At 55.3% G+C, this 26,424-nt stretch carries 24 protein-coding genes; 3 read left to right on the plus strand and 21 right to left on the minus strand.

The features are described 5' to 3' along the window. The first annotated feature begins 10 nt into the window (after window positions 1-10). Window positions 11-2,764, plus strand: coding sequence for a hybrid sensor histidine kinase/response regulator (locus IB232_RS04975; RefSeq protein WP_192397444.1), 2,754 nt, complete (start codon window positions 11-13; stop codon window positions 2,762-2,764). Between the two features lie 61 nt (window positions 2,765-2,825). Next, a complete protein-coding gene (locus tag IB232_RS04980) occupies window positions 2,826-3,056 on the plus strand; it encodes a YheU family protein (protein WP_192397445.1) in 231 nt (76 codons plus the stop codon). A 15-nt stretch (window positions 3,057-3,071) separates the two neighbouring features. On the opposite strand, the gene IB232_RS04985 is transcribed toward IB232_RS04980, so the two are convergent. The 5 genes from IB232_RS04985 to IB232_RS05005 all read right to left on the minus strand — a co-directional run bounded on the left by IB232_RS04985 (window position 3,072) and on the right by IB232_RS05005 (window position 6,542). Continuing rightward, the gene (locus IB232_RS04985) at window positions 3,072-3,404 is read right to left on the minus strand and encodes a YnfA family protein (RefSeq protein WP_192397446.1); all 333 of its coding nucleotides are present in this window, start codon (window positions 3,402-3,404) and stop codon (window positions 3,072-3,074) included. A gap of 11 nt (window positions 3,405-3,415) precedes the next feature. Continuing rightward, complete coding sequence (locus IB232_RS04990) at window positions 3,416-3,844, minus strand: hypothetical protein (protein ID WP_137971677.1); 429 nt, start codon at window positions 3,842-3,844, stop codon at window positions 3,416-3,418. Between the two features lie 97 nt (window positions 3,845-3,941). Then, window positions 3,942-5,102: a CynX/NimT family MFS transporter gene (locus IB232_RS04995; RefSeq protein WP_192397447.1), complete on the minus strand. Its 1,161-nt coding sequence runs from the start codon at window positions 5,100-5,102 to the stop codon at window positions 3,942-3,944. 108 nt (window positions 5,103-5,210) lie between these two features. Beyond that, window positions 5,211-6,170, minus strand: coding sequence for an HlyD family secretion protein (locus IB232_RS05000; protein WP_192397448.1), 960 nt, complete (start codon window positions 6,168-6,170; stop codon window positions 5,211-5,213). A 3-nt stretch (window positions 6,171-6,173) separates the two neighbouring features. Continuing rightward, window positions 6,174-6,542 (minus strand): DUF3302 domain-containing protein, encoded by a 369-nt coding sequence (locus IB232_RS05005; RefSeq protein WP_192397449.1) that lies wholly within the window; start codon window positions 6,540-6,542, stop codon window positions 6,174-6,176. A 379-nt stretch (window positions 6,543-6,921) separates the two neighbouring features. Between IB232_RS05005 and IB232_RS05010 the strand changes: the two genes are divergently transcribed. Beyond that, window positions 6,922-8,976, plus strand: a complete 2,055-nt coding sequence (locus IB232_RS05010) for a hypothetical protein (RefSeq protein WP_225592184.1) — start codon at window positions 6,922-6,924, stop codon at window positions 8,974-8,976. A 60-nt stretch (window positions 8,977-9,036) separates the two neighbouring features. Here IB232_RS05010 and IB232_RS05015 read toward each other — a convergent pair whose 3' ends face one another. The 16 genes from IB232_RS05015 to rpsA all read right to left on the minus strand — a co-directional run bounded on the left by IB232_RS05015 (window position 9,037) and on the right by rpsA (window position 26,305). Next, window positions 9,037-10,263, minus strand: a complete 1,227-nt coding sequence (locus tag IB232_RS05015) for an O-antigen ligase family protein (RefSeq protein WP_192397451.1) — start codon at window positions 10,261-10,263, stop codon at window positions 9,037-9,039. A 113-nt stretch (window positions 10,264-10,376) separates the two neighbouring features. Further along, window positions 10,377-11,762 (minus strand): undecaprenyl-phosphate glucose phosphotransferase, encoded by a 1,386-nt coding sequence (locus IB232_RS05020; RefSeq protein ID WP_192397452.1) that lies wholly within the window; start codon window positions 11,760-11,762, stop codon window positions 10,377-10,379. Window positions 11,763-11,866: 104 nt separating this feature from the next. Further along, window positions 11,867-12,988: a DUF1972 domain-containing protein gene (locus IB232_RS05025; protein WP_192397453.1), complete on the minus strand. Its 1,122-nt coding sequence runs from the start codon at window positions 12,986-12,988 to the stop codon at window positions 11,867-11,869. Further along, the gene (locus tag IB232_RS05030; protein WP_225592151.1) at window positions 12,978-14,255 is read right to left on the minus strand and encodes a hypothetical protein; all 1,278 of its coding nucleotides are present in this window, start codon (window positions 14,253-14,255) and stop codon (window positions 12,978-12,980) included. Before IB232_RS05030 ends, IB232_RS05025 begins: the two co-directional genes overlap by 11 nt. Window positions 14,256-14,274: 19 nt before the next feature. Continuing rightward, the gene (locus IB232_RS05035; protein ID WP_192397454.1) at window positions 14,275-15,201 is read right to left on the minus strand and encodes a WavQ; all 927 of its coding nucleotides are present in this window, start codon (window positions 15,199-15,201) and stop codon (window positions 14,275-14,277) included. Window positions 15,202-15,211: 10 nt separating this feature from the next. Further along, entirely contained in the window at window positions 15,212-16,639 is a 1,428-nt protein-coding gene (locus tag IB232_RS05040) for a polysaccharide biosynthesis protein (protein WP_192397455.1), read from the minus strand. Between the two features lie 88 nt (window positions 16,640-16,727). Beyond that, window positions 16,728-17,270 carry an acyltransferase gene (locus IB232_RS05045; RefSeq protein ID WP_225592152.1) on the minus strand — a complete coding sequence of 181 codons (543 nt, stop codon included), beginning with the start codon at window positions 17,268-17,270 and terminating at the stop codon, window positions 16,728-16,730. A 29-nt stretch (window positions 17,271-17,299) separates the two neighbouring features. Beyond that, on the minus strand, window positions 17,300-18,409 hold the full coding sequence (locus IB232_RS05050; RefSeq protein ID WP_192397457.1) for a DegT/DnrJ/EryC1/StrS family aminotransferase: 1,110 nt from the start codon (window positions 18,407-18,409) through the stop codon (window positions 17,300-17,302). Between the two features lie 75 nt (window positions 18,410-18,484). Further along, window positions 18,485-19,288 carry a hydroxypyruvate isomerase family protein gene (locus IB232_RS05055; RefSeq protein WP_192397458.1) on the minus strand — a complete coding sequence of 268 codons (804 nt, stop codon included), beginning with the start codon at window positions 19,286-19,288 and terminating at the stop codon, window positions 18,485-18,487. Then, on the minus strand, window positions 19,272-20,168 hold the full coding sequence (locus IB232_RS05060) for an NAD(P)-dependent oxidoreductase (protein WP_192397459.1): 897 nt from the start codon (window positions 20,166-20,168) through the stop codon (window positions 19,272-19,274). Before IB232_RS05060 ends, IB232_RS05055 begins: the two co-directional genes overlap by 17 nt. Before the next feature lie 109 nt (window positions 20,169-20,277). Beyond that, window positions 20,278-20,604 (minus strand): ComEA family DNA-binding protein, encoded by a 327-nt coding sequence (locus tag IB232_RS05065; RefSeq protein WP_192397460.1) that lies wholly within the window; start codon window positions 20,602-20,604, stop codon window positions 20,278-20,280. Window positions 20,605-20,693: 89 nt separating this feature from the next. Next, window positions 20,694-22,694, minus strand: a complete 2,001-nt coding sequence (locus IB232_RS05070) for a polysaccharide biosynthesis protein (RefSeq protein WP_192397461.1) — start codon at window positions 22,692-22,694, stop codon at window positions 20,694-20,696. A 48-nt stretch (window positions 22,695-22,742) separates the two neighbouring features. After that, complete coding sequence (locus IB232_RS05075) at window positions 22,743-23,750, minus strand: MraY family glycosyltransferase (protein WP_192397462.1); 1,008 nt, start codon at window positions 23,748-23,750, stop codon at window positions 22,743-22,745. Between the two features lie 100 nt (window positions 23,751-23,850). Further along, window positions 23,851-24,150: a LapA family protein gene (locus IB232_RS05080; protein WP_192397463.1), complete on the minus strand. Its 300-nt coding sequence runs from the start codon at window positions 24,148-24,150 to the stop codon at window positions 23,851-23,853. Window positions 24,151-24,182: 32 nt separating this feature from the next. Next, window positions 24,183-24,467: an integration host factor subunit beta gene (gene ihfB, locus IB232_RS05085; protein WP_137971639.1), complete on the minus strand. Its 285-nt coding sequence runs from the start codon at window positions 24,465-24,467 to the stop codon at window positions 24,183-24,185. Between the two features lie 158 nt (window positions 24,468-24,625). Further along, window positions 24,626-26,305, minus strand: a complete 1,680-nt coding sequence (gene rpsA / locus IB232_RS05090) for a 30S ribosomal protein S1 (protein WP_137971638.1) — start codon at window positions 26,303-26,305, stop codon at window positions 24,626-24,628. Window positions 26,306-26,424: the final 119 nt, after the last annotated feature.

Raw genomic sequence — 26,424 nt, forward strand, 5'->3', positions numbered from 1 at the left:
GAGGTTGCGGATGCCTCGCGTGTGTCTGGCTGTGCTGTTGCTCTGCCTGAGCGGGCCGCTGTGGGCACTCTCCCCGGCCCCCCTGGACCGCGACGAGCTGCGCCTGTCGCTGGCGCCCTACATGGGCTACTACCAGGACCGTGACGGCACGCTTGATGCCGAAGCCGTGCAACGCCTGCCCGACAATGCCTTCGAACGAGTTCACGGCGACCACGCCAACCTGGGCAAGAATGCCTCGGTGTGGTGGTTCAAGGTACGCCTGGTCAACGGCCGCCCGCAGCCGCTGAATGGCTACCTGGAAGTCAACTACGCGCTGCTCGATCACATCGACGTCTACCTGCAGGACAGCGAGGGTCGCCTGCAGCGCCAGTCCAGCGGCGACAGCTTCGCCTTCGCCCAGCGCCCGGTGCAGGTGCGCCACTTCTGGTTCCCCATGACCCTGCCCCATGGCAGCAACACCCTGCTACTGCGGGTGGAGAGCACCAGCACCATCTTCGTGCCACTGTTCTTCAGCACCTATGGTGCCAGCGCGGCGGCCCAGGAAAACCTGATGGGCATCAACGGCGCCTTCTACGGCGTGCTGTTCGCCATGTTCATCTACAACCTGTTCCTGTTCATCTCGCTGCGCGAGCGAGCCTACTTCTGGTACCTGGTGTACAACGTCAACGTCGGCCTGTTCGCCGCCTGCTTCGACGGCATGCTGTTCAAGCTGCTGCCCAACAGCGTGGGCCTGCAGTCGGTGAGCATCTACGTGCTGATGTTCCTGCACTGCCTCACCGCCGCCCAGTTCAGCCGCCACTTCCTGCACATCCCGCAGCATTTCCCGCGCCTGGACAAGGGCCTGCGCCTGCTGATGCTGGGCGTCGTCGGCTGCCTGCTGTCGGTGCCGCTGATCGGCCTGGCCGCCTGGAACATCCTGGCCAGCGTGGCGGTGCTCGGCATGTCGCTGATCCTACTGCTCACCGGCATCTACGCCTGGCGCCGCGGCGTGCGCCACGGCTCCTACTACGTGCTGGCCTGGAGCGTGCTGCTGGTGGCCTTCATGCTGGTCACCAGCGGCTCGCTGGGCCTGGAGATCTTCGGCATCTACGGCTCGGCGGTGGTCAAGATGGGCGTGACCATCGAGCTGCTCAGCCTGTCCATCGGCCTGGCCGACCGCATCAACCTGCTCAAAGAGGAAGGCTTCCGCTCGCGCCAGGCCGCCGAGCAGGCCGAGTACGAGAACCAGGCCAAGGGCCGCTTCCTGGCCAAGATGAGCCACGAGATCCGCACCCCGCTCAACGGCGTGCTGGGCATGCTGCAGCTGCTGCGCGAGACGCCGCTGGAGCGCAACCAGCGCTTCTACGTGGACACCATCAGCAGCTCCGGCAGCTCGCTGATGGCGGTGATCAACGACATCCTCGACTACGCCCGCATCGAGTCCGGCAAGCTCAGCCTGGAAGAGATCGAGTTCGACCTGGAGCAGATGGTTTCCGAGACCCTGGCGCTGTTCACCGCCCAGGCGTTGGAAAAACGCCTGCGCCTCTACGTCAGCCTGGAAGGCGGCGTGCCGCGCCGGGTACGGGGCGACCCGACCCGCCTCAAGCAGGTGCTGATGAACCTGCTGGGCAACGCGCTGAAGTTCACCCAGGAGGGCAATGTGGCGCTGACCCTCAGCCGCCGCAGCGACAGCCAGGGCCAGCAGCACCTGGTGTTCGCCGTCAGCGACAGTGGCATCGGCATCCACGACGACTCCCTCACTCAGCTGTTCAAGTCCTTCGCCCAGGGCGACTCCAGCACCACCCGCCGCTATGGCGGCAGCGGCCTGGGCCTGGCCATCAGCAAGGAGCTGGTGGAGATGATGGGCGGCCGCATCGAGGTGCAGAGCACGCCGGGCCAGGGCTCGCGCTTCGCCTTCGATATCCCCCTGCGCGCCGCAGCCGCCGGCGAGGACGAGCTGGCCACCTTGCTGGAGAACCGCATCGCCCTGCTCTGCTCGCTGGACGGCCAGGGCCTCGATTGCCTGGGCCATCTGCTCGGCCGCTGGGGCATGCGCACCCAGCGCTGCCAGGACCCGGAGCGCCTGCAGGACTACCTGGAAGACTTCACCACGCCGCCGCTGCTGGTGCTGATGTCGCCCTGGCCGGGAAGCAGCGGACACTGGCTGGACAGCCTGCGCCCGCACCTGGAACAGGGCCAGCGCGTGCTACTGCTGAGCCCGCCGGAGCAGCATCAACAGCTGCCGGAAAGCCTGGGCCTGCGCCTGCTGCATCTGGCCCTACCGCTGTCGGTCACCGGCCTGCGCTATACCCTGCAGGAGCTGTACAGCGAGCGGCGCCAGGAATCGCCGGCGCAGCCTCCCGTGCTGGACCAGCGCAGCGGCAACACACCATGCATCCTGGTGGCCGAGGACAACCGGGTGAACCAGATGGTGGTGCAGGGCTTCCTGCGCAAGCGCGGTTACTCGGTGCGCATGGTTGCCGACGGGCAGAGCGCGGTGGACGAATACCGCCGCGATCCAAACGCCATCCAGCTGATCCTGATGGACTGCGAAATGCCCGAACTGGACGGTTTCGAGGCCACTCGGCAGATCCGCCGTCTGGAGGCCAGCCGGCACCTATCGGCCGTGCCGATAGTCGCCCTCACCGCACACATTCTCGACGAGCATCGCGATCGCGGCATGGCCGCCGGCATGAACGAGTTCCTCGGCAAGCCGCTGGACTGCCAGCAGCTCTACGCCCTGCTCGACCGCTATCTGCTCGCCCAGGCGCGCGTGACCGATTAGCATGGCCGCCCACCGCCGAGTCTGTTGAAAGGCCCGCGCAGAAACTGGCCCAGGAGCCACCATGCTGATCCCCCACCAGATGCTCGAAGCCGAGACCCTGACCCGCCTGCTGGAAGACTTCGTCACCCGCGAAGGCACCGACAACGGCGACGAAACGCCGCTGGATACCCGCGTCGAGCGGGCCCGCCGCGCGCTGGAAAAAGGCCAGGCGGTGATCGCCTTCGACCCGGACAGCCAGCAGTGCCAGCTGATGCTGCGCGAGGAAGTGCCGAAGGAGTGGCTGGAGGACTAGCGGCCCGGGTGACCGCTACTGACTGGTGAAGCGCGGGCCGAACAGGATGACGCCGGCCCCGATCAGACACAGCAGCGCGCCCAGCCAGTCCGACGCCAGCGGCCGGGTGCGCTCGATCACCCCCAGCCAGAGCAGCGAAGCCACCACGTAGACCCCGCCATAAGCGGCATAGGCACGCCCGGCATAGGCCGCCTCGACGCGGGTCAGCAGCAGGGCGAACAGGGTCAGGCTCAGCAGGCCGGGGGCGATCCACCAGGCGCTCTTGCCCAGACGCAGCCACATCCAGAAGGCGTAGCAGCCACCGATCTCGAACAGCGCAGCAAGAAAGAACCAGAAATAGTTGGGCATGGCGTTGTCCGTCAGCCGCGCAGGCTGCCCTCGCGCTCCCACACGCAGCGCATGCGCAGGTCTTCTTCCTGGGGGCTGTGGAAGCCGCTCTCGGACTCCCAGCGGAAGGTGTGCAGGCCGTTCAGCTCGGTTTCCAGGTGCACCACGGCGCTGGCCCAGTACAGGCGCTTGAGCAGCGCCTCGAACTCCTTGACCCACAGCGCCCACTCGTACTCGATGGCCTGGTAGCTGGCGCCGAAGTGGATCACCTGGGTCTGGTACAGGCCCTCGCCCTCGGTGCCGCAGAAGGAGAACATCTCGCGGCCGAGGAACGGCCAGGCGTCGCCGTCGGGCAGCTGCTGCAGCACCCGGCGATTGGTGCCACGGCGCAACTGGCGTTGCTCGCGGTCACCGGACGGCCAGTCGCGGATGCAGCCATAGACGATGGATTCGGACTCCACGCGGGTACTCCAGAAAGTGCAGGCTGCCTTCTAACACAGGGCATCGGCCCTGCAAAGGAACCAGTGCGCCGCTTGCGGAAAAACCGCGGCGCCGGCCCTAGGCCGGACGCTTCGGCGTACGAAGGGCCCAGGCGATGACGGTCATCAACACGCCCAGGCCGATCAGCACCATGAACGGCGCCTGGTAGTGGCCGGCCAGGTCGCGACCGAGGCCGGCCAGGATCGGCGCCAGGCAGGCCATGCAGTAGCCGGCGCAGAGCATCATCGCGGTCCAGCGGCTGACCGCCAGCGGCGTATGCACCTCGTACAGTGGCAGCACCAGCGACAGGGCGAAGGAGCCGCTGAGGGCGAAGCCCATCAGCACCGCCCAAACCTCGGGCAGCAGGGTCGGCTGGAAGGTGATCATGGTCAGGCACAAGGTCAGGCTCAGGCCGCAGGCCACCAGCAGCGGCTGCCGAATATCGAAGCGCTGGGCCAGCCAGGGCATCAGCCAGGAACTGGGCAGGCCGACCAGCATGAACAGGCTGAACAGACCGTTGCTGTACAGCAGACTCAGCCCGGCCTCGTGGTAGCGCGCCACCAGCCAGGTGGCCATGGTGTAGAAGAAGCCGGCCTGAATGGCGAAGAAGCCGGTCACCAGCCAGGCCCGTGGTTCGCGCCAGGGCAGGCCCTGGCCATCGCTGGCGACGGCCTCTTCGGTGCGGTTCGGCAGGCGCAGCCAGAGCAGGCCGGCGAGCAGGGCCGGCAGGAACCAGGCGGCCAGGCCCAGACTCCAGTCATCGCCCAGGTTCTGGGTCAGCGGCACGGTGAGCACCGCACCGCCGGCACCACCGATGGCCATGCTGAAGGAATACCAGCCGACCACCTGGCCGACATGATCCCGGAAGTGCCGCTTGATGAAGCCGGACAACAGCGGCCCGGCCACGGCGATGCCGGCGCCGAGCAGCACGGCGCTGCCGATCAGCAGCACGCTGGCGTGGCCGCCGATGCGCAGTAGCAGGGCCAGCATGATCAGCCCCAGGCAGCAGGTGATGGTGCGTTCCAGGCCGAAGCGCACGGCCAGGCGCGGCGCCAGTGGCGCCAGCAGGCCCATGCACAGGACCGGCAAGGCGGTGGTCAGGCTGATCAGGCCGCGACTCAGCGACAGCTCGGCGGCGATGCGTTCGATCAGCGGGGCGAAGGAGGTGATGCCGGGGCGCAGGTTGATCGCCGCCAACACCAGCGCCAGCATCAGCAGAGCCCGGGATACAGGTTTCACGGTACATCCAACAGCATGGCGGCCGGTCCGGCCGGGGCAGCAACCCTACTCCCCGGCGGACGCCTCAGGCAAGACTTGGGGCGGAAAAATCTGACCGCCCAGACAGCATCAATGGAACGGGAAGATGTAGTTCATCCACGCCGCCATGCGCAGCAGGATCTTGCGCATCACCGCCACATGGTGGAAGTGCTCACTATAGAGCGCCGCCTGGCCATAGGCGCCACCCGGCACCAGGGCGCGGTACTTCTCGAAGTCGGGATCGTCGATCTCGATCTGCACCGGTACCCGTCCTGGAGGCGGCGAGCCGGTGAAGCCGACCAGATTACCGGAGGGCTGTACTTGGCCCTCCGCGATCACCCCGACCACCGTCTTGACCTTGCCGCTGAAGACCTCGCCGGGAATGCCGTCGAAGGCCACTTCGGCCTCGTCGCCCACGGTCAGGCGCAGCTGGCTGTTCTGGCGCATCCACGCGACGAAGTAATGACTTTCAGCCGGCACGAACACCATCGAAGGCCGCAGCGGCAACCTGGCCGCATACATGCCCGGACGCAGCGAGACGTGGGTGACGAAGCCGTCCGACGGGGCGCGAACCGTGGTGTTGTCCAGCTCGTACTGGGCGATGTTGATCTGCCCCTGCAGGTCATCCACCCGTGCGGTGGCGATATCCAGGTCGCGGCGATTGCCGACGTTGCGCTTGACCAGCTCGCTGGCACGGAACTGATCGGCCTTGGCCGAGACCATCTGCGCTTTCAGCGACTTCAGTTTGTTCTCGAACGGGATCGGGTCCAGGCGGAACAGCACATCACCTTTCTTCAGCGCCTGGTTGCCCTGCACCGGCACTTCGATCACGCGGCCACTGACAACCGGGATCACTGGCGTCGAAACGAAATACATCCGGCTCACTTCCGAGTACGGATGGTTGTAGTTCATGAGGAAGATCAGTGCGCCAATCAGCACTATCCCACCCAGGGCGGCGGTGGGTACCGACCATTTGTTCAGCGGGATGCGGAAGATCTTGAAGATGGCAACGCAAATGGCGGTGTAGGTCAGTATCAGTAGAAGATCCATGGCTTACACCTCCTGTACCGGTGCGGATTCGACCGGCGGCTCGCCAGCGCCCTGGCGCTGTTCCAGTACTTGCAGACGCTCACGCAGTTCGGCGACCTGCTGCTCCAGGCCCGCCACATGGCTCTCGGTGGACTTGCCATCGCTGAAGCCCCAGCCACGGTCGGGGCGATAGAGCGTGGCCCAGATCCACAGGAACGGCCACAGCGCATGCAGGGTGAACAGGCTGACCCAGCCGGTGGCGTGGATCGCATCCTGGTGCGGATGCTTGCGGTGCACCGCGATCTCGTAAGGGATGTCGTGAATCACGATGATGCCGTAGAACAGCACCAGCCCCACGAACACCAGCAGGCCAAGCGCAAAATAGTCGAGCATGTGGATCTCCCCAGAAACAACCAAATCGGTTGAAAGGCTAGCCAGAATCGGTCAAGCGTCGAGTGGCATAGCGTTTCGCCAGCTTTTTCCCGCTAACGCAGAGCATACGAGGCGTGAAGCGGTGAAAAAGAGCCTGAACTCGCCTCGAACAATGCCGGTTCGCTGTATATAGTGCTAGCTCATGTAACCAAGCATTTCCCTGCTCCAGTTCCATTAATAAGAAAGCTGCCGCCAACAGCCCGGAATGTCGACGATGAAAACAACTAAAGACAAAGACGCAGATTCTACCGTTTCCGAACCACGCACCGTTGCACATACCGAGATCGAAGCCCTGCCCCTGCCGGTCAGCAATTCCCTGCAGGTCGGTGGCGAGCAGTACATGTATTTCACCGAGCGCGACATCGACCGCATCCTAGAGAATCTGGACGGCTTGCGCGAGCGAGTATTTCCCAAGCTGCACGGCGAAGACGCCCTCGATGCGCTCCACGCCCAGCACTTCCCATCGGTGTGCCTGATCGGCCTCGGCCGCTGCGGCTCCAACATTGCCCTGGACGTGGCCTCGCTGGTGTACAACGCGCGTCGCTTCTACCTCAACGAATTCAGCAACCAGGAAAAGAACGGCGGCGAGCAGCGCCCGGCCGGCTGGCTGCGCAGCAACCTGCGCCTGTCCGGCAGCCGCGCCGCCAAGCCGGTATTCCTGATCGAGCCGCTGGTGATGCTGGGCGACCTGGACAAGGACATCGAGGGACGCATCCGCTTCTCGCGCAAGGCAGAGACCAGCGGCTTCCTCGACGACTACAGCAAGATGAAGATCATGGACCTGTCCGAGGTCCACGCCGGTGGCGCCGGTAACGCGCCGATCCTCGGCCAGTACCTGGCCAAGATCATCCTCAACAAGGATACCCAGCGCTTCTCCAACGCCGACTGGAAGTTCATCCACAGCTACCTGATCGACTCCTGCGGCATCAAGGCCAACCAGTCGCGCCTGTACTTCTACATCTTCAGCGCTGGCGGCGGCACCGGCTCGGGCATGGCCTCGGAATTCGGCCTGGCCCAGCAGTTCGCCTACATGAGCAAGACCTTCGAGACCAAGCAGGAGAGCAGCAGCGAGGATAACCGCGGCCACTCCTTCGTCTTCGAGCCGATCTTCACCAGCGGCATCTGCATCCTGCCGAACATCTCCGATCAGCGCATCGAGATGTCCGAGGCCCTGCACATCAACGCCGGCCGCCTGTTGTGCAAGTACCTCGCCGAAGAGTGGGACTTCTCCTACAACTTCGACAGCGAGGAAACCGGTGAAGAAAGCGTGATGCGCCGCATCCGCCCATGGAACGCCATGATGCTGATCTCCAACGACATCATGCGCTACGCCGAGGAGAGCGACGGCGGCAACGTGCAGAACATCGACGTGAACGCCATGGAACGCCACGCCAACCAGTACATCTCGCAGCAGATCTTCAACATCCTCACCGCCCAGGCGGTGACCACCGACTACGACCAGAACTACTTCCGCCGTGCCGGCATCGACATCGGCGAGACCATTCGCCTCGACGCCAACGACCTGTTCATGAGCCTGGCCGGCCCGGTGGCCGTGGCCTATGCAGAATCCGTGGTGGCCGAGCAGACACCGCCGACCACCACCGAGAAGTTCAAGGTATTCGAGAAGGAGCAGCCCAAGCTCAACATCGACGACCTGTTCTTCCGCTCTATCGATCTACCGCACTTCAACAAGGTGACCCAGGCCATCGAGGGCATCAGCCTGCTGCCGATCGAGGCCAAGCGCTACCGCGCGGCCCTGGAGCAGTACAAGAAGTCCAACTTCGACGCCAGCGCCCTGAGCGACCTGCACTTCTTCAAGAACTGCTCCTCGGTGGTGTCGATCGTCTCTCTGCCGAAGGACTACAAGCTGTCCTACATGGACCTGAACCGACTCAAGACCCACCTCAACAGCCTGTTCCCCAACACCACCCTGAAGCGCTACGCCCTGGTGATCGGCGCCTCGGCCAACCTGTCGCTGACCACGCTGATCGTCAAGAGCCCGTGCCTGTCGGACGACTTCCTGACCCTGATCGTGGCCTTCATCAAGCGCTGCTTCGCCCGCGACCAGTACCGCTACGACGAGAGCCTGGACAACGCCATGCTCGACTTCATCGTCTCCGAGGAGTTCGACGAGGCGCGAATCGAGGCCATGCTCAACGAGTACGAAAACCCGGCGAAGATCCTCGACACCAACTGGTACGCGATCAAGCCGATGTACGAGAAGAAGTACCGCGAACTGATCCACGACCAGGACAAGTTCGTCTCGATCAACGACATCCGCCTGTCCCGCGACAGCGTGAAGAAAGCCATCAAGTACCTGCGCGAGATCTACCGCCACCGCGTCGGCAAGACCCGGGTCATTTCGCTTAATGACTATGAAGGGTGCAAGGACTGACGCTGGGATCGGAGCTAATAAAAAGGCCTGCTGTTGCAGGCCTTTTTTGTTCCCAGCTAGTCAACCGGAAGTCGGTACACGCTCCGGTTTCTGTACCCCGAGCAATATGCCAACCGGGAACCAGAGCACCACCCAGTAAGGACTAGGGCGATGGAAGACGGCATAGATGTCGGTGACCATCGCCACGATGGCAAACACCAGCAGAGCGCCACCGAGACGCGCTAGGGGCTGCTGGCGGCATTGCCAAGCCTTCCACAACAGACTGACCAAGAATGCCGCAAAAAGACTTATGCCCACGATACCCAGCTCGAACCAGAGCTGGAGATAGAGGCTGTGGGCATGAATGACCTTATAGGCCTCAGAGAAACGATAGAAGAGCTCGGCGCCAATGCCGCTGCCCCATAGCCAGAAGTCGGGTAGATGAGCATACCAATTGGCCCAGATCTGATCGCGGTTGCTCAAACCGACACTCCGTTCGGCCTGAATCTCCGGCCAGAGCAAGAACAGAATCAGCACCAGAGAAATCGCCCCCAATGCCAGCAGTGATCTGGCCTTCAGATTGGGAGTAAATACCAATAGAACGAATAGACCGGCAGCCAGCGAGAACCATGCCCCACGAGAAAAGGTAAACAATACATATAGCAACAGCCCCAACATTCCAACACCCATGAGGACCGCCTGCCAGTAGCTGACCGGACGACTGACAAATAACCAGCAGAGAGTGATAGCAAAAACCGAATAGTACAGGCCGGCTACGATTGGATGATCAAGATCGGCAAATTCGCGCCACCCCAGTTCATACAGGCGAAACAGGCGCACTTCCGGATAACTCAAGGGGTGATCCAGAACACCATATTGGTAGTACAAGGTTGCCCAAGCAAAAAAAGCAACGACGGTCACAGCAGCCAAGATGGCGCGCCTTAGCAATGCCTCTTTTTCCACCAGCATGGATAGCGCAGAGATGTACAAAAATAGCAAAAATACGACCTTGGCCCACTGCCCAAGACCACTCTGCGAGCCGGGATTAAGTCCAGCCTGCAGCAACACCCAGCTGAATAAGACCAGTAGAATGATGGCCGACGGCTGCCACCACAGACGCATAGTCGCCGGCTTGCTGAGCAGCATAATCAATGAGGGGAGGAAAAGAGAAAAGTACAGCTGCGTAGCATAGCGACTACTGTCGTAATTAAACGCCAAGCCTGCTAGCTGGACAAAGACCCCTGTCGCTATAAGCCATAAAGCAATAGTTCTCCAGGATCCTTTCTTGCGAGCACCAATAACGTCCAACTCCAGTCTCCCTCAACAGCAGAAATACTACGGCTTATGCTTTATAGCCTGCCCATAAAAAAGCCCGATGCCTTAAGCATAGGGCCTTCAACCCGCGATTAAATGGTGATCACTCAATAGGCATTGCGACCAGCAAAGCCCTTATAAAGGGTTTCGAATATGATTCGAAGGTCCAGACCAAGTGACCAATTATCTATATACCAAAGGTCGTGCTCGACTCTCTTCTGCATCTTATCAAGGGTATCGGTCTCACCACGAAACCCATTCACCTGTGCCCAGCCTGTAATTCCCGGCTTGACCTTGTGCCTCTGCATATAAGACTCAACTAAATCCTTGTAAAATTCATTGTGCGCCAGCGCATGAGGGCGAGGTCCAACAATCGACATGCGCCCTTGCAAAACATTATAAAACTGCGGCAATTCATCGAGACTGGTGCGCCGAAGAAAAGCACCAAGCTTGGTAATTCGTACGTCGCCCTTAACTGCTTGGGTCACCTGTTCCATGGACTCTTGGTGCACGACCATGGAGCGAAATTTATAAACCTTGAATTTCTGGCCATTGATGCCCGTACGATATTGTTTGAACAGTACTGGTCCAGGAGATGAAAACTTAATCGCCAACCCAATAGCGACGCAGACAGGCAGGACCAGAAGAGCTATTAGCGTGCCAAGCAAAAGATCTTCTATTCTCTTCACAATTCGGGCGGAGCCATCCATCGGACTACAACTCAAGTCCAAGGAGTAAAGGCCGGCAATATTACTAACCCGGTGGTTGAGCAAGGGTATATCCCCCCACTCAGGAATGAATCTGACTTCAATCATATGATGCCGCAAAGCATAAAGTACCGCCTTGATCGTGGCGCCTTCCGTCAGCGGCAAACACAACCAAACCTCATGCGGGCGCTTCTGTTCTATGGTATCTACCAACAGATCCAACCACTCGCTATCTGGTGCGAAAGGCAGAACGCGGGCAACGAAATAGCCATGTTCCTGCAGAGCCTGGCGCTGATTCAGCTGATGAGCTGCACGCCCTCCTGCATCAACCAAAACCACCGTTTTCAGATTATGTCCGCTCGAGCGTAGTCCCTTTAAGAGCCGGTGCAGGGCAAAACGCGCCAAAGTACAACCAAGCCCTCCCAGCGCTAGCACCATGAAAAACCATTGCCGAGAGTAAACTTGAGACTCCTTCAGCACCGATGCCAAGGTGAAGGCAATCCCAATGGCTGCCAACCATCCGCCATACAAGCTGCCCATCTGACGGGCAAAAGACTTGCCTCGCCAAGAGCGATACATGCCGCACAACCACAGACTGAGCATCACCACGAGGGCAAATAGGAATGTCGTCAGCGTATAGCGCCCGTCCATGGCCAAACTGTCGAAACGCCATAGATGGGACAGATAACCCGCAGCCACAACGACCAGAAAATCCACCATGGCCGCTAACGTAGCGATCGGATAGCGTTCAGCGAAAGTGGGCTGATAGCGGGGATATAAGGGCATAAAGTAAATACTGCTCCCAGCAGCAAATCATCAAAAGTGGGCAATCCTAGCAGATAGTGCGGGCCGTCCGCTCAGCGCTTGCAGTCCGCAAGGGACGTCGCGAGTCAGAAATGCCCCCCCACTTTCGAGTGCCAATCGCTCAGCAGTGCATCGTACTCGGTAAGAATCTGAGGCCACGTGAAGTGCCCCTCGAAACGCCCCCGACTGGCCGCACGCATCCCCGCAGTTGCAGTCTCATCAGCCAACAGGCGATCAAACAGCAGGCCACACTCCACTTCATTCGCAAAATAAGCAGCCCCATCACCTGCAACCCAGCGATTGAATTGGTTGTCGTGAGCAATCACAGCACAACCTGCACCTAAAGCCTCAACCAGCGACGGATTGGTACCTCCTACCCGGTGCCCATGCAAGTAAAAACGGCTGTACAAACGTAAGGCGTTTACGACGCGGGCATCGTAGATGGCACCAGGGAAGACAACCTCGTGGCCAGCAGCCTGCATCACCTGTCGATGATATTCATTTCGATCAGGCTGGAAATGGCCGAGCACCACCAACTTATGAAAGCGAGGCTTCTGGCTGAAAGCTCGCACCATCTCGATGAGCGAGTTCTCCGGCTCGGGACGGGCAATAATGACGGAGAAGTCTCCTGGCTCGAGGCCATGACTTGCCAACGCGGTTACATCAGCTTGCATGACCGCCTCTCCTCCATAAGGGATCATCGTAATCTTCTGCTCGCTCACGCGAGTCGCCAAGTGCGCCTTAATATTCGGGTGGTCCGCAACTAGATGGTTACCCACCCAGCAACCGATACGCTCGTTAAGCCAGAACCATGTCTTGGCGACGATACCCCACTTGTCCCGACGCCATTCAATACCATCCATATTAATGACATTGACCTGTCCCTTCAGACGCTGCAGTAAGTTGAAGATGGCGGTATTGTAACCCAATGTCAGGAAAAGTCCCTCTGCAGACAATGCATGTACTGTCGCCTTCCAATCAAAAATTATGGTACCAAGAGCGCCATCTCTGCTAACAGGTATATGAATGCAACGAATACCCAGCCACTGGTCTTCCCAGATTGCTCCATCACCTTCCTCTTGGCAGTATACTGTAACGCACCACTCATTCTGAACGAGGAAGCACGCTAACTTTTCCGCGAACGTTTCAAAGCCCCCATGTCGAGCAGGTATACCGCGCGTACCTAGAATATTAATCTTACGCTTCATTATTAGAGAACCATCTCTCAAGAAAAATAGTAAGAGAGCTAAAAACAAAAAAAACGAAAACAGCCGGAAGCACAGCAAGCATTGCAAAAAAACCAACCATCCTGCGCCCAAGACTCATTGCAGGTTGCGCAACTTGCTGAAGTAGAGAGTCTGTAAATTTTCTCCAATAAAAGCCACCGGCGAGCTCCGCCATAGACTTGCGCATTGCCGCCAATGTGCCTTGATCCTTACTAAGACGGTAAATGCCCTCAGCCAAAGAGGATTGATCAGCAATCACTCCACCACCAGAAGCCCGAAGTCGCTCACCCCACTCGTCATCGTAATTCTGAATTATCGGTAAACTCAGCGTCAGGCAATCAAAATTACGAGTCCTTGAAGCATAATCATTCTCGTACCCTCCCCCCCCCCACACCAGCGACAAATCAAAACCAGACCAATACTGGAAACGTCTAGAAAAATCCACCCAAGGGAGAAATATGATGTTGTCCCTAGCTGCAGGCGCAACATATTCAAGGAGCTCTTCTCTATAGGCTTTATCAACCCCAAAAAATATAAGCTTTATCTGAGAGTTACGACAAATTGCTTCTGAGGCAGCTCGCAAAGGGAGTTCAAGATCAAACCAGCCATAGGTTCCTCCGAGCCAACCAACCAAGAAATCATCATCACCTAATTTAACTCCTCCCAACTCAGACATAAGCCTCCGCCCATCAGCCCTTGAGCAGTTACGAGACTCTTCGCATCCAAATGGGATAACCGAAACACGGGAAAAATCTCGGGTCAACTGGAAAGGAAACATCATCCCTCGGTGCAAATCCAGCTGTCGCTTATTGGCCACAATAATGAAATCAAAGAGCAGCCCAGCAGAAAAACATCTAACTGCATTGAAATATGTCTTCACTAATAATTTCAGCTTAAGCGAGAGTCCGGAACTCCCTGCCATTGCATCAAGCTCAATCCAGTGCGGCACATAGCTATCAAGCACAATTTTTCGCCCACAAAGAGCTGATATGAATGCAAAAGCCAAAACAACAGGGCCACCACCATGAAGAACAATTACATCAGCGTTCAAAAATGCTCTCAGCAAACGAAAGACTCTTGAAACAGCAACAAACTGAACCGCATCAGAGATACTATCACCACCAGCTTTCCCGCAGATGACCACCTCGTGCCCTGATGAAATCAGTTGATCAGCAACAGCAACATAGCGCATTTCTGGCCCGCGCAGAGTACCATTATAATGCCCCTTATAAAGCAACAAGAACCTCATCTCCCCTCCCGCAAATAATTCAATCTAAATCTCTACGCCCTGAAAAATAATCAATTGTCTCTTTCGCAAACAGAGAGGCACAACGACGGGACTCTTCCTCTATATCCAACAACCGTTTCTTGAGCAAATGAACTGTATCCCTTGCCTCTGGCAGATCATTAATTCCATATGCAATACCATATCTATCCTCAGCCCGCGGGTGCCATCTCAATTTATCGACACCTTGATCGGGAATAACAATTGAATCGGTACCGCATATGGCCGCAAATACTGAGAAGGCGGTATAGGAGTCGTAAGAAATAAAAGTCCGAACTCGCTTGAACACCTCAGCAATTTCTGCATGAGACATTCCATCTATTTTTATTCCTTCGTCTATTAGATGCAACCCGGTCTTATCCTCGCCCTTTCGAACACAGTAAGCAACCCCCTTCCTCTCACCAGCGGGAAGTGCACAATTCTCATTGTAAATTTCAAATGGGAAATGTGTAATCATTAGCCTCAACTCCGAAATCATCGCCCCTGGATACTGAAAGCCTCGCGCAAAATCATTGAAATCAAAATGCAACTCTCCTTGGCCGTAGTAAACAACCCCTGTATGAAATCCTGGCCGATGCAAAAACCATCTGACAACATTCTTTGCCTTTAGAGGGTTGCCAAAAACAATTTCCGGGTACACGACCACAAAGTCATCTGTAACCTTACCGCGATACACCGGTGTGTCCAGTGCAGGATTGGTCAGGTAGCGCTTAAAGCCTCTAACATAATCAGCAACCAAACCAAGAAGCTGACGCCAGAAACCCATACGGCTTATTTCAAAATTAATGAAAGACGGATATAGATAACTTTCATACCCTAAAGAATTCAACAACGAACAGAGCTTATGCAAGACAATAGCACCGCCCACATTCGCATCGTATGCAGGCGCAAAAATAAGAAACTTCTTCATACTATTGCCGTCACCCACTCTTCCTATTACTCAAAACAAACGAGACCATCGATACCAGCAACACCGCAGCGCCGACAAGCATTGCTTGAATCAAAGCCTCACTCTGCCCATTCGCAATAGGCAAGAGCACCGAGATACCCCACCCACTCAAAGTAGCAGGCAAGATAATTATCAATATATCCTTCCATATCCAACGCAAATGAAAGCCTGGCAACCATTTCCAATGAACATATGCACCCCAGGTTATCAAGTATATAAAATTCAAGGCAACCCAAACCCTACCAGCCCCAAGCGCACCAAACTCTTTAGAAAAAACAACCACCATTGGAACCAAGAATACAAGCATGAAAACATTCCCCCACAGATGCAATTTCAAATCACCCCGCGCATACTGCAGATAATATGGAAAAGCAGCAAAAGCCAAAAATAAATTCCCCAAAGAGTATAACTCCAAAATGGAGGACGCCTCTCTTGCCACTGCAGCATCTCCCGTCCAAGCGTAAACAATCAAATGCGAAAAAAAATACAAATAAACAGTTAAAGATCCTGCCAGCGCACTAACTAGGCGAGTAGCTCCACGGTAGAGGTACCCTAATTTTTCGTCATTACCCTCTGCATGCAAAAAGGCAAGTCTAGGCATAAGCGCCCCTCCCACAGGCGCACTAATCATAGTTACAACCCCCGCCATTAGCACAGCCAAGGAAAAGTAACCATACTCTATTAATGGAAGAATTCCCGACAGGACTAATTTATCTAGGTGAGTCAGACAAATAGAAATCGATGAGGTAAAAGCAATCACAACAGAGAATTTTAAGACAGGTGCAATATCCCGAATTGACCACCACCCGTGAGATACACTTTCTTTAGAAACAAAAGAACGAGCCTTCCAATAAAGAAATATTAACTCAACAAGAGAAACCAGAAGCTGGTGTAAAAAGAAAATCTTCGGTGTGAATCCAAACAGCCACATACTAACGAAAACCAGAATCGAACGACAGGTTGCAGCCACCACACCAAACGAACTCAGCCAAACCAATTGTTCTGCACCGTTAATTACTCCGCGATACAGCCCTCCCATCCACCGCAGCATAGTAGTTACGACCATTACTTGCACAGCAAGCAGCACTTCCGAGCGCGATAAATCACCAACATTCAGCCATTGGTAGGCAATATCATCTGAAAGTAGCCATAATCCACCACCACCACAAAAGCCACCGACCAGGAACATCATCTGTAAAGTGTGAAATAATCCCTGAAACTGCTGATCTGATAAAGCGCCACTGCGATAGCGGGACGTCTCCCTGCTAATTGTTGGCACAAGCCCTAAGTCCAGCAGAGCGGACCATGCCAATAGCATAGTAAAAAAGCCTATCAAGCCATAAGCTTCTGCACCTAGTGACTTCATATATAATGGCAACATAAGCACACTTACTGCCATTGAATATATCTGAGCGACGTAACCTGCTATTACATTTCTTTTTAAGGACACGTTAAACGCCCACGCAAATCCCAATCAATCAAAAATATCACTCTGCACTCTGCACTCTGAGCAACTGCTCCAACTGAACAAAATTCTTCTTGCGCTCCTTTATAAATCTTGCAGGCGTCCCGGAATAAACCCCATAGTCCTGACAACTTTTTGTCACCAAACTGAGCGCACCAACAACAACACCTTGCCCTAAAATAACACCCGGAAGAATAACGCTCCCGGCCCCAATAATTGCATGCCTGCCAATGGTAACGTCCGCATGCTGGACATTAGTAAATTCCTCTGGCACCGTCGGATTCGTCATGCTTTGACCGCTATAGTCATCATTACTGCTATAAACAGAAACACGCGAAGAAATTCCGCAAAAGTCTTCTAAGACAATCTTACCCGCACCAATTAGAGAGCTATAAACACCCAAATGAATATAGTTCCCAATTTCAATCCCCCCCTCTCCCGCAGATAGGACGCAGAAATCGTCCACACGCACATTATCCCCAATTGAAATTCTTGCGCATCCATATAACGATGCCCGATCAGAGACAAGTACATTTAGCCCAAGCTTCGCGAAGCCCAGATCCATTAGATCATCTCTCGATAAAAAGCCCATAACTATCCTTCCTGAATCACACGAACAATTCGCTGAAGATCTTCATCGCCAAGAGCTGGATAAATAGGCAAACACAAGACGCTATCGGATATAGCGCTTGCTACTGGTAAGTTGCCACGTTGCGCAGACTGCATACCACGATACATCGGAAAATCACTAATCAGAGGATAGAAATATCGGCGAGCATATATACCCTGACACTTCAACTTCTCATAAAGCTGATCGCGACTCAAAGAATATTGGGCTCCAACCAGAATCGGAAAATATGAATAATTAGCACTATCCGCCCCACCGTTACCGAGCAGACAAACTCCCTTAACACCACCAAGCATTTCTCGATAGTAGGTATCAATCTCTTTTCGGCGAGCGACAATTCGGCTCATGTGCTGCAGTTGTAGCAAGCCAAAGGCCGCGTTTATTTCACTCATCTTTCCATTAATTCCCGGCGCAACCACCGTAACCTCATCAACAAAGCCGAAGTTTTTGAGCTGATCGACTCGTTTTTTGGTATTAGCATCGGGACAAACTATAGCCCCTCCCTCAAAAGTATTAAAAACCTTTGTCGCATGAAAACTTAAAACACTTAAATCACCATGGCGAAGTATACTTCCACCAGTATCACGCACCCCGAAAGCATGTGCCGCATCATAAATTATTTTTAAATTATAATTATCAGCAATACCCTGCAGGTCCTCAACAGCGCATGGATTCCCATAGCAATGTACCGGCATGATTGCAGTGGTTTGCGGAGTGATTGCAGCCTCAACCTTACCGGGATCAATATTAAGAGTCTGAGGATCTATATCAACAAATACCGGCCTTATTCCATTCCACAATAGAGAATGCGCAGTAGCAACAAACGAATATGGTGTTGTGATTACTTCACCAGTGATGCGCATGGTCTGCAGGGCAGTCAGCAATGCAATAGTGCCATTATTGAACAGCGCAATATGCTCCACACCAAGATGTTCGCAAAGCGCCGCCTCTAGGCGTTGATGCATCGGCCCACCATTTGTTAGTGTTTTATTACTCCAAATCTCCTCCAAATAAGGCAGAAATTCTGCCAACGGAGGAAGATACGGCTGTGTTACATATACCGAACGTTTACTCATAGAAAGAAACCACCTGCATCACCCTAAGAATAAAACACAACCACTCAGAATCTATGATATTCAACGACAGCAAAATCAGCCATTATTACAACCACGAACCTGCGGCCATTCTCGCCACGTGGACAACCACTGCAGACTCTTATGCATATTGACTGGCTTATACTCGGCCGACATCCAATCATCGTAACCAATCTCTCGCAGAGCGCGAACAGCAGAGAATAGATCCAGCTCCCCACTTCCTGGCTCCCCTCGCCCTGGACAATCTGCAAACTGTACGTGCTTTATATATCTCTTGAGTGTGCGAATTTCGGAATCCACATCAAAACCCTGCCGCGCAAGATGGTAGATATCAAGCTGTGCCCCGCAATTTGGATGATCAACCCTCTTAAGCAAATCATCTAAACCCATTGGAGTATCAATTAGATATCCTGGCACATCTAGCGTATTGATCATCTCAACCAACACTTGGATTCCCAGCGGTTCAAATATCTCTGCGGCTTTCCGCACGTTAACCGCTAGCTGATCAGTAGCAGTCTCTCTGCATAGGCCGTGACCAATACGACCTGCAAGAACGTTTACATATCTAGGGCGCGCCACCTCGGCATACTTTAGAGCTTGCTCTAAAGCACTATTAAACTCTATTTGTTTGCTTGGAATAGCCGATAGACCTGCGCCGCCATTTATAAAATCGCCTGCAGGCAAATTGATTAGTACCAGAGGCATGTTGCATCTAGCAAGTTCAGCATTGAGCGTTCTGGCTGGCACCTCGTAGGGAAATTGAATTTCGACACCATCAAAGCCTGCAGAAGCGGCCGCATCTATTCGATCGATTAGTGGCAACTCAGTGAACAGCATAGAGAGGTTAGCGGCTATTCTCATGCTTCTCCCGGTAAAGCTGCACCAAGGTGGATGGATCTTGCTCAAGTCCTTTGTCACTTCCATGCATACGCAACAACTGAGTGGCCAAACTGCTCATCGGTACTGCCATACCTTGCTCTCGGGATAGCCCCCCAGCTGCATCCAAGTCTTTCAATAAAGTTCGGATATGCCATTTGACCGGTTCAAATACACTGTTGGCCATCTGGGGAGCAAGTATTTGTAGAGGCAGAGAGTCGGCAAATCCGCCCGCTAAGGCAGGGCCTAACAAACGAGCATCAACACCCGCCTTTTCAGCAAGAGCAACCATTTCAGCGATCACTAGCACATTGCTGGCAACAATCATTTGATTACAAATCTTTGTTACCTGCCCCGCCCCTATTTCCCCCATTCGCGTAACTCGTTGGCTCAAGTGAGCAAGTAGAGAACGCAACATGTCAATATCCTCAACATGTCCGCCAGCCATAACCACAAGTGTTCCAGCCTCCGCGCCCACTACCCCACCGGACACTGGAGCATCAACCCAACGCATGCCACTGAGTAGCTCCAGCTCTTTAGCCATCTCACGGGTTGCTTTAGGCTCTAAGCTGGAGAAATCGACTAGCAGCTTCTTAGCGCTGGCCTCATGCACAATGCCTTCTGCACCAAAAACCACTTCGCGAACTGCATCGGTGTCAGCAAGGCACATCATTACGATATCAGCCCCTAGACAGAGCTTGGCTGGGGTTAACGCGACATGCGCCCCAGCTTGCTCAAGCTCCCTGCACTTTTCGGGCGTGCGATTCCACACCCGCAGCGGGTACCCTGCAGCCAGAATGCGACGGCACATCGGCAGGCCCATCAGGCCAATCCCTGCAAAGGCAACTGAGGGCAAGAGAGACATGAGGAACTCCATCAAAACCAGTCGGCATTTTACCTCTTACGCCCTGACTTGCCGACGCAAAAAAGAAAAAGCCGGTCTAAGACCGGCCTTCTTCACAAACAAATTTAAGCTAGTTAAGGCTTATTCTATCGCGATTCTTTTCTAGAGTTGCGGCGCCTATGCCCTTCACCTCCAGCAGTTCATCGACAGAAGCAAATGGACCGTTCGCATTGCGATGATCAACAATCGCCTGCGCTTTCACTTTACCGATCCCGATCAATACACTCTGCAGCGTCTCCGCATCAGCTGTGTTGAGATTGACTACAGAAACTTGGCTCTCTGAGGCTGGAGCCGCTTGAGAATGATCGACGGCTTTGCTCGACTCAGCAGCCGAAACTGCAAATGGAAGGCTGGCTAGGCAGGAGAATACGAGTACAGCAATTTTCTTTTTCAGCATGGTTAGTCCCTTTTCATGGATTGGAGCGCCACTTTCCGTATGCGCACAATCAACTTAGAACCATGTCCAGCAATGTCAAGTCGACAGTATCATAATTCTGTGCGCTGCTGCACATGAATCCAATCGACTATTTCTCCTTCAGGACTGTACCCACTGACCGTTTCACGGAGTAATTGCCTAATGTGGTCGTAATCATCCCTATTAAGAGAATCTAGCAACATCCCCAACACCGTACAGAGCGCTTCCCATGGCAGATGCTCTTCACTGGCACGCATGATCATTGAGTGCTCAGTTGGCATGGCCCCCTCACCGATCAGCAGCTCCTCGTAAAGTTTCTCGCCTGGACGCAAACCAGTGAACTCGATAGAAATGTCACCCTGTGGGCTGCGATCTGAGCGGACACTCAAGCCAGATAGATGGATCATCTTTTCTGCCAGATTGAGGATTTTTACAGGCCCCCCCATATCGAGTACGAATACATCTCCTCCATACCCCATGGCCCCCGCCTGGATCACCAGCTGGGCTGCCTCGGGAATGGTCATGAAGTAACGAGTTATAGCCGGATGAGTCACTGTGACCGGACCACCACGCCTGATCTGCTCACGAAACAAAGGGATTACCGAGCCAGACGAGCCTAAAACGTTGCCGAAGCGCACCATGCTGAATCGCGTTTTGTTGACCCGATGCAAGCCTGCCAAATCCCCAAATAACACAGGAGCAGGCTCATGGCTTAGCGCCTGAAGAACCATCTCCGCAAGCCGCTTGGTACTTCCCATGATATTGGTCGGACGCACTGCCTTGTCCGTGGAGATCAAAACGAAATTTTCTACACCGCTACAAAGTGCAGCCTGGGCAGCATAGAGGGTGCCCATCACGTTATTGAGAACACCCTCGGCTATGTTGTGTTCCACCAACGGCACGTGCTTATAAGCTGCTGCATGGTAGACAGTATTAACGCCCCAACCATGCATCAGATCCTGCAACCGTTCCTGGGAGCGGACTGAACCCAGGATTGGAACCAGACGCCCCGGCAGAGACTCTCGGCGCATCCGGGCTTCCAGCTCGGCATGGATGCTGTACAGGTTGAATTCGCTGTGATCAAGCAATAGCAGGGTTCTCGGCAGGCAACCTAGGATCTGCCGACTCAACTCAGCGCCGATCGAGCCTCCAGCTCCGGTTACCAGCACCACCTTTCCACGAATGCAGCGCTCAAAAAGCGCCATTTGAGGTGGTACAGCGTCACGCCCGAGCAAGTCCGCGATATCGACTTCCTGGATATCCTCTACCCGCACCTTGCCACTGGCCAAATCCATGAAATCGGGAACTGATCGAATATGTAATGGAAAGCTTTCCAGATACTGCAGGATCTCCTTGCGCCTGGCCCGTGTAGCTGAGGGAATAGCCAGCAGGATTTCCTGAGCACCGGTTTCGTTGATCAACTGCTGAATGTGCTTGGGCTTATAGACCTTCAAGCCCGCGATGACACGAAAAGAGATACTGGGATCATCATCGATGAATGCCACGGGGCGCATGACCCTGCCCGACCTCAAGGCGGCGGCCAACTGGTTGCCTGCGGTTCCTGCGCCATATATAGCCACCTTCAGCAGGCCATCGCCGCGCCCCATGAACGCCATGGCGCTGCGCACATGAAACCAGTCCCCCATGAAGTATTGCCGCATCAGTAGACGAAGACCGCCTACCAGCAACAGATTCAGCCACCAGTAGTTGAGAACCAGGGAGCGAGGAACGACTGCAGGCGCCCACTGATTCCAGTAAACGAGCAACGCCAGAAACAGGGAGGACACCGTTACCGCTCGAAAGATGGTCAACAGTGCATCGTTACCCAGATAACGCAGGACAGCCCGATACAGCCCCAAGCGGATATAAATGGGAATAGCCACCAGAGGAGCCGTTAGAAACAGCCAGAAATGATCTCCAAACGGATCCACCAGCCGCTCCGAACCAAGCCGAACCCAGAATGCCAGCCACAGCGAAACCCAGGTAATGACAATATCGGCCGATACCTGAACCAAGCGTTTGTAACGACGGGGCCAGCCAAGCAGCCAGGTGCGAATATCCGGGAAATCCATGAGAGAGTCGTTCTTATTAGGAGGCGACCCCAATTTAACAGGCTCTGCCTACTCGGCAAGCCCCGCTCGGAACTTAACTGCCAAAGCAACCAGCGGAGCGTATGCCAATAGGGTGATGGCAAAGCCGTCTCCTCCAAACACTATCCATAGCGAGAGTGGAAGCAACCAGCAGATATTGATGAGCGCAACGGTCAAAGTGACGGGTAAATGCGCACCAAACTTCCGGGAGGCGAATTGGTATGCATGGCTCCGATGCGCCTGATGGGGCGACTCTCCGCGAAGTATGCGACGCAGCAAGGTCAAACTGGCATCGACCACAAATACTCCGAGCATGACCAACCATGCCCAGAACAGTTGAGGCTTTAGCATGGCAGCTTGCAATGAAAGCAATCCCAGCAGTATTCCTAGATAGCCACTGCCAGCATCGCCCATAAAAATGCGCGCTGGTGGAAAATTCCAGATCAGGAACCCCACGCAAGACAGCGCCAGCACCATAGGAAGCAGGGCCAGATACCACGCTCCAAGAAAGGCATAGAACAACGCCCCTGCCGAGCAAACGCTGACCGCCTCGACGGCAGCTATGCCATCAATGCCATCCATGAAGTTATACAGATTGAGCAGCCAAACCAGATACAACGCCCCCAAAGGCACCCCGAGCCAACCCAATTCAACATGCTCACCGAATACAGATAGCTCTGGCAGGCCTCCCAGCCAGAACAATCCCCAGGCAGCAGCTATAAAGTGAGCTAACAGGCGCCAACGCGCCGCAACAGGACGATGATCATCGAGAAAGCCAACTAGCGCCACCAGCCCGCCGGCTCCCAACATTGCCCATAGATGGCTTGGAGCCAGCCAGCCTAAGGTTGCCAGCACGAGCATCGCGAGACTGCAACTGATCACAATGGCCATACCGCCACCGCGAGGGACCGGAGCCTTGTGCGAACTGCGGACATTCGGCACATCCAGCACGTTGCGTGCAAGCGCGTAGCGACGCAAGCACCAAGTCATAAGCCAGGAGCAGAATAGAACCAGCAGTAAACCAAAGGCCGTTAGCATGATTTCATTTCAAAGGCCTTGGCTTTCAATCCTGCATATACAGGAGTGGCACTTAGGCACAGAACAACGGTGCGCTAGAATCAAGAACATTATTAGCAGATCAAACGGAAGTGCCGGACTGCTGGCTAGGCAACTGTCGGCGCAAATCTCTGATTTCCCGCTGCTGCTTTGCAACCCGCAGGCTCATACGTCCCAGTAGCCAAAAATTAAGCACCAGACAAATCGCCACACCCAACAAGAAGGCCAGCACTAGCAACACAGAGAGAGGTGCCTGGGGAGTAGACCATCCCAGAAACACCAGATGGGATGATTGGGGGTTTTCCAGAACCAGCAGAAACGCTGCAATTCCAGACAGCGAAAGCATAACAACGAATAGAAGCCACTTAAGATTGCTCAGCATATTCAGCTCCTTGCGAGCGGTACCGGGCAAGCTCACTCATCCTCATTGACGCGGTCACGCAATTCCTTGCCGGGTTTGAAGTGCGGCACGAACTTGCCGTCCAAGCGCACGGACTCGCCGGTTTTGGGATTACGTCCCACGCGAGGTGCACGGTAGTGCAGAGAGAAACTGCCGAAGCCGCGGATCTCGATGCGATCGCCGGTCGCCAGAGCCTGGGACATCTGCTCCAGCATGGTCTTGATCGCCAGCTCCACATCCTTGGAGGACAGCAGTCCCTGGTGGGTGACTATGCGCTCGATCAACTCCGACTTGGTCATGGTTTTCCCTTCTTTTTCAAGCGGCTAGATCATCTAGTAGGGTGTTTTTAGCACGCCTGCCAGTGTTTTGGTAGCCCGAATGTCAAGAGGGGAAATACGAATCTTTAGGAAATGAAAAAGGGCGACCGAAGTCGCCCTTTTTCCAGAAGCACCGGAACTTAGTTCTGGTTCATCTGCGCACGGATCAGATCACCAATGGTGGTCGGGCCGGTGCTTTCGCTTTCCTGCTTGGTACGCAGCTCTTTCATCGCGTCCTTTTCGTCTTCGACGTCTTTGGACTTGACAGAGAGGCTGATCACACGGGACTTGCGGTCGATGCTGATGATCTTGGCTTCGACTTCGTCGCCTTCTTTCAGCACGTTACGGGCGTCTTCAACGCGGTCACGGCTGATTTCGGAGGCTTTCAGGATGCCTTCGATGTCACCGCCCAGGCTGATTACAGCGCCCTTGGCGTCCACTTCCTTGACGGTACCGCGCACGATGGTGCCTTTCTCGTTCAGGGAGGCGTAGTTGGAGAACGGATCGTCTTCCAGCTGCTTGATGCCCAGGGAGATGCGCTCGCGCTCCGGATCAACGGAGAGGATGACGGTTTCCAGTTCGTCGCCCTTCTTGAAACGACGTACGGCCTCTTCGCCCACTTCGTTCCAGGAGATGTCGGACAGGTGAACCAGACCGTCGATGCCGCCGTCCAGGCCGATGAAGATACCGAAATCGGTGATCGACTTGATGGTGCCGGAGATCTTGTCGCCCTTGTTGAACTGGCCGGAGAAGTCTTCCCACGGGTTCGACTTGCACTGCTTGATGCCCAGGGAGATACGACGGCGCTCTTCGTCGATGTCGAGAACCTGAACTTCCACTTCGTCGCCAACCTGAACGACTTTGGACGGGTGGATGTTCTTGTTGGTCCAGTCCATCTCGGACACGTGCACCAGGCCTTCCACGCCCTCTTCCAGCTCGGCGAAGCAGCCGTAATCGGTCAGGTTGGTGACTTTGGCGGTAACACGGGTACCTTCCGGGTAGCGCGCCTTGATGGCGACCCATGGATCTTCGCCCAGCTGCTTCAGACCCAGGGAGACGCGGTTGCGCTCGCGGTCGTACTTCAGGACCTTGACGTCGATCTCGTCGCCAACGTTGACGATCTCGGACGGGTGCTTGATGCGCTTCCAGGCCATGTCGGTGATGTGCAGCAGACCATCTACGCCGCCCAGGTCAACGAACGCACCGTAGTCGGTGAGGTTCTTGACGATACCTTTGACCTGCTGGCCTTCCTGCAGGGATTCCAGCAGAGCTTCGCGCTCGGCGCTGTTCTCGGCTTCCAGCACGCTGCGACGGGAAACGACAACGTTGTTGCGCTTCTGGTCCAGCTTGATGACCTTGAACTCCAGCTCTTTGCCTTCCAGGTGAGTGGTATCACGCACCGGACGTACATCGACCAGGGAGCCCGGCAGGAACGCGCGGATGCCGTTGACGTCAACGGTGAAGCCGCCTTTGACCTTGCCGTTGATAACGCCCTTGACCACTTCCTCAGCATTGAAAGCGGCTTCCAGAACCAGCCAGGACTCGGCACGCTTGGCTTTCTCGCGGGACAGCTTGGTTTCACCGAAGCCGTCTTCCACAGCGTCCAGCGCAACGTGGACTTCGTCACCGACCTTGATGGTCAGCTCGCCTTGTTCGTTGAAGAACTGGTCGAGCGGGATGACGCCCTCGGACTTCAGGCCGGCATGTACAGTGACCCAGTCACCGTCGATGTCGACCACGATGCCGGTGATGATTGCACCCGGCTGCATGTCGAGGGATTTCAGGCTTTCTTCAAAAAGTTCTGCAAAGCTTTCGCTCATGTTGATTCCTGTTGATCAAGGGCGGGGATTCGCCCAAACCACACTCCAGACAATGTGGGTTCGTTCATGTAAAAAGAGGCCTGCGGGACTATGACTGGTCTCCCGCATGCCTCCTTGCG

The sequence above is a fragment of the Pseudomonas sp. PDM15 genome (genome assembly GCF_014851565.1).
GTDB lineage: Bacteria > Pseudomonadota > Gammaproteobacteria > Pseudomonadales > Pseudomonadaceae > Aquipseudomonas.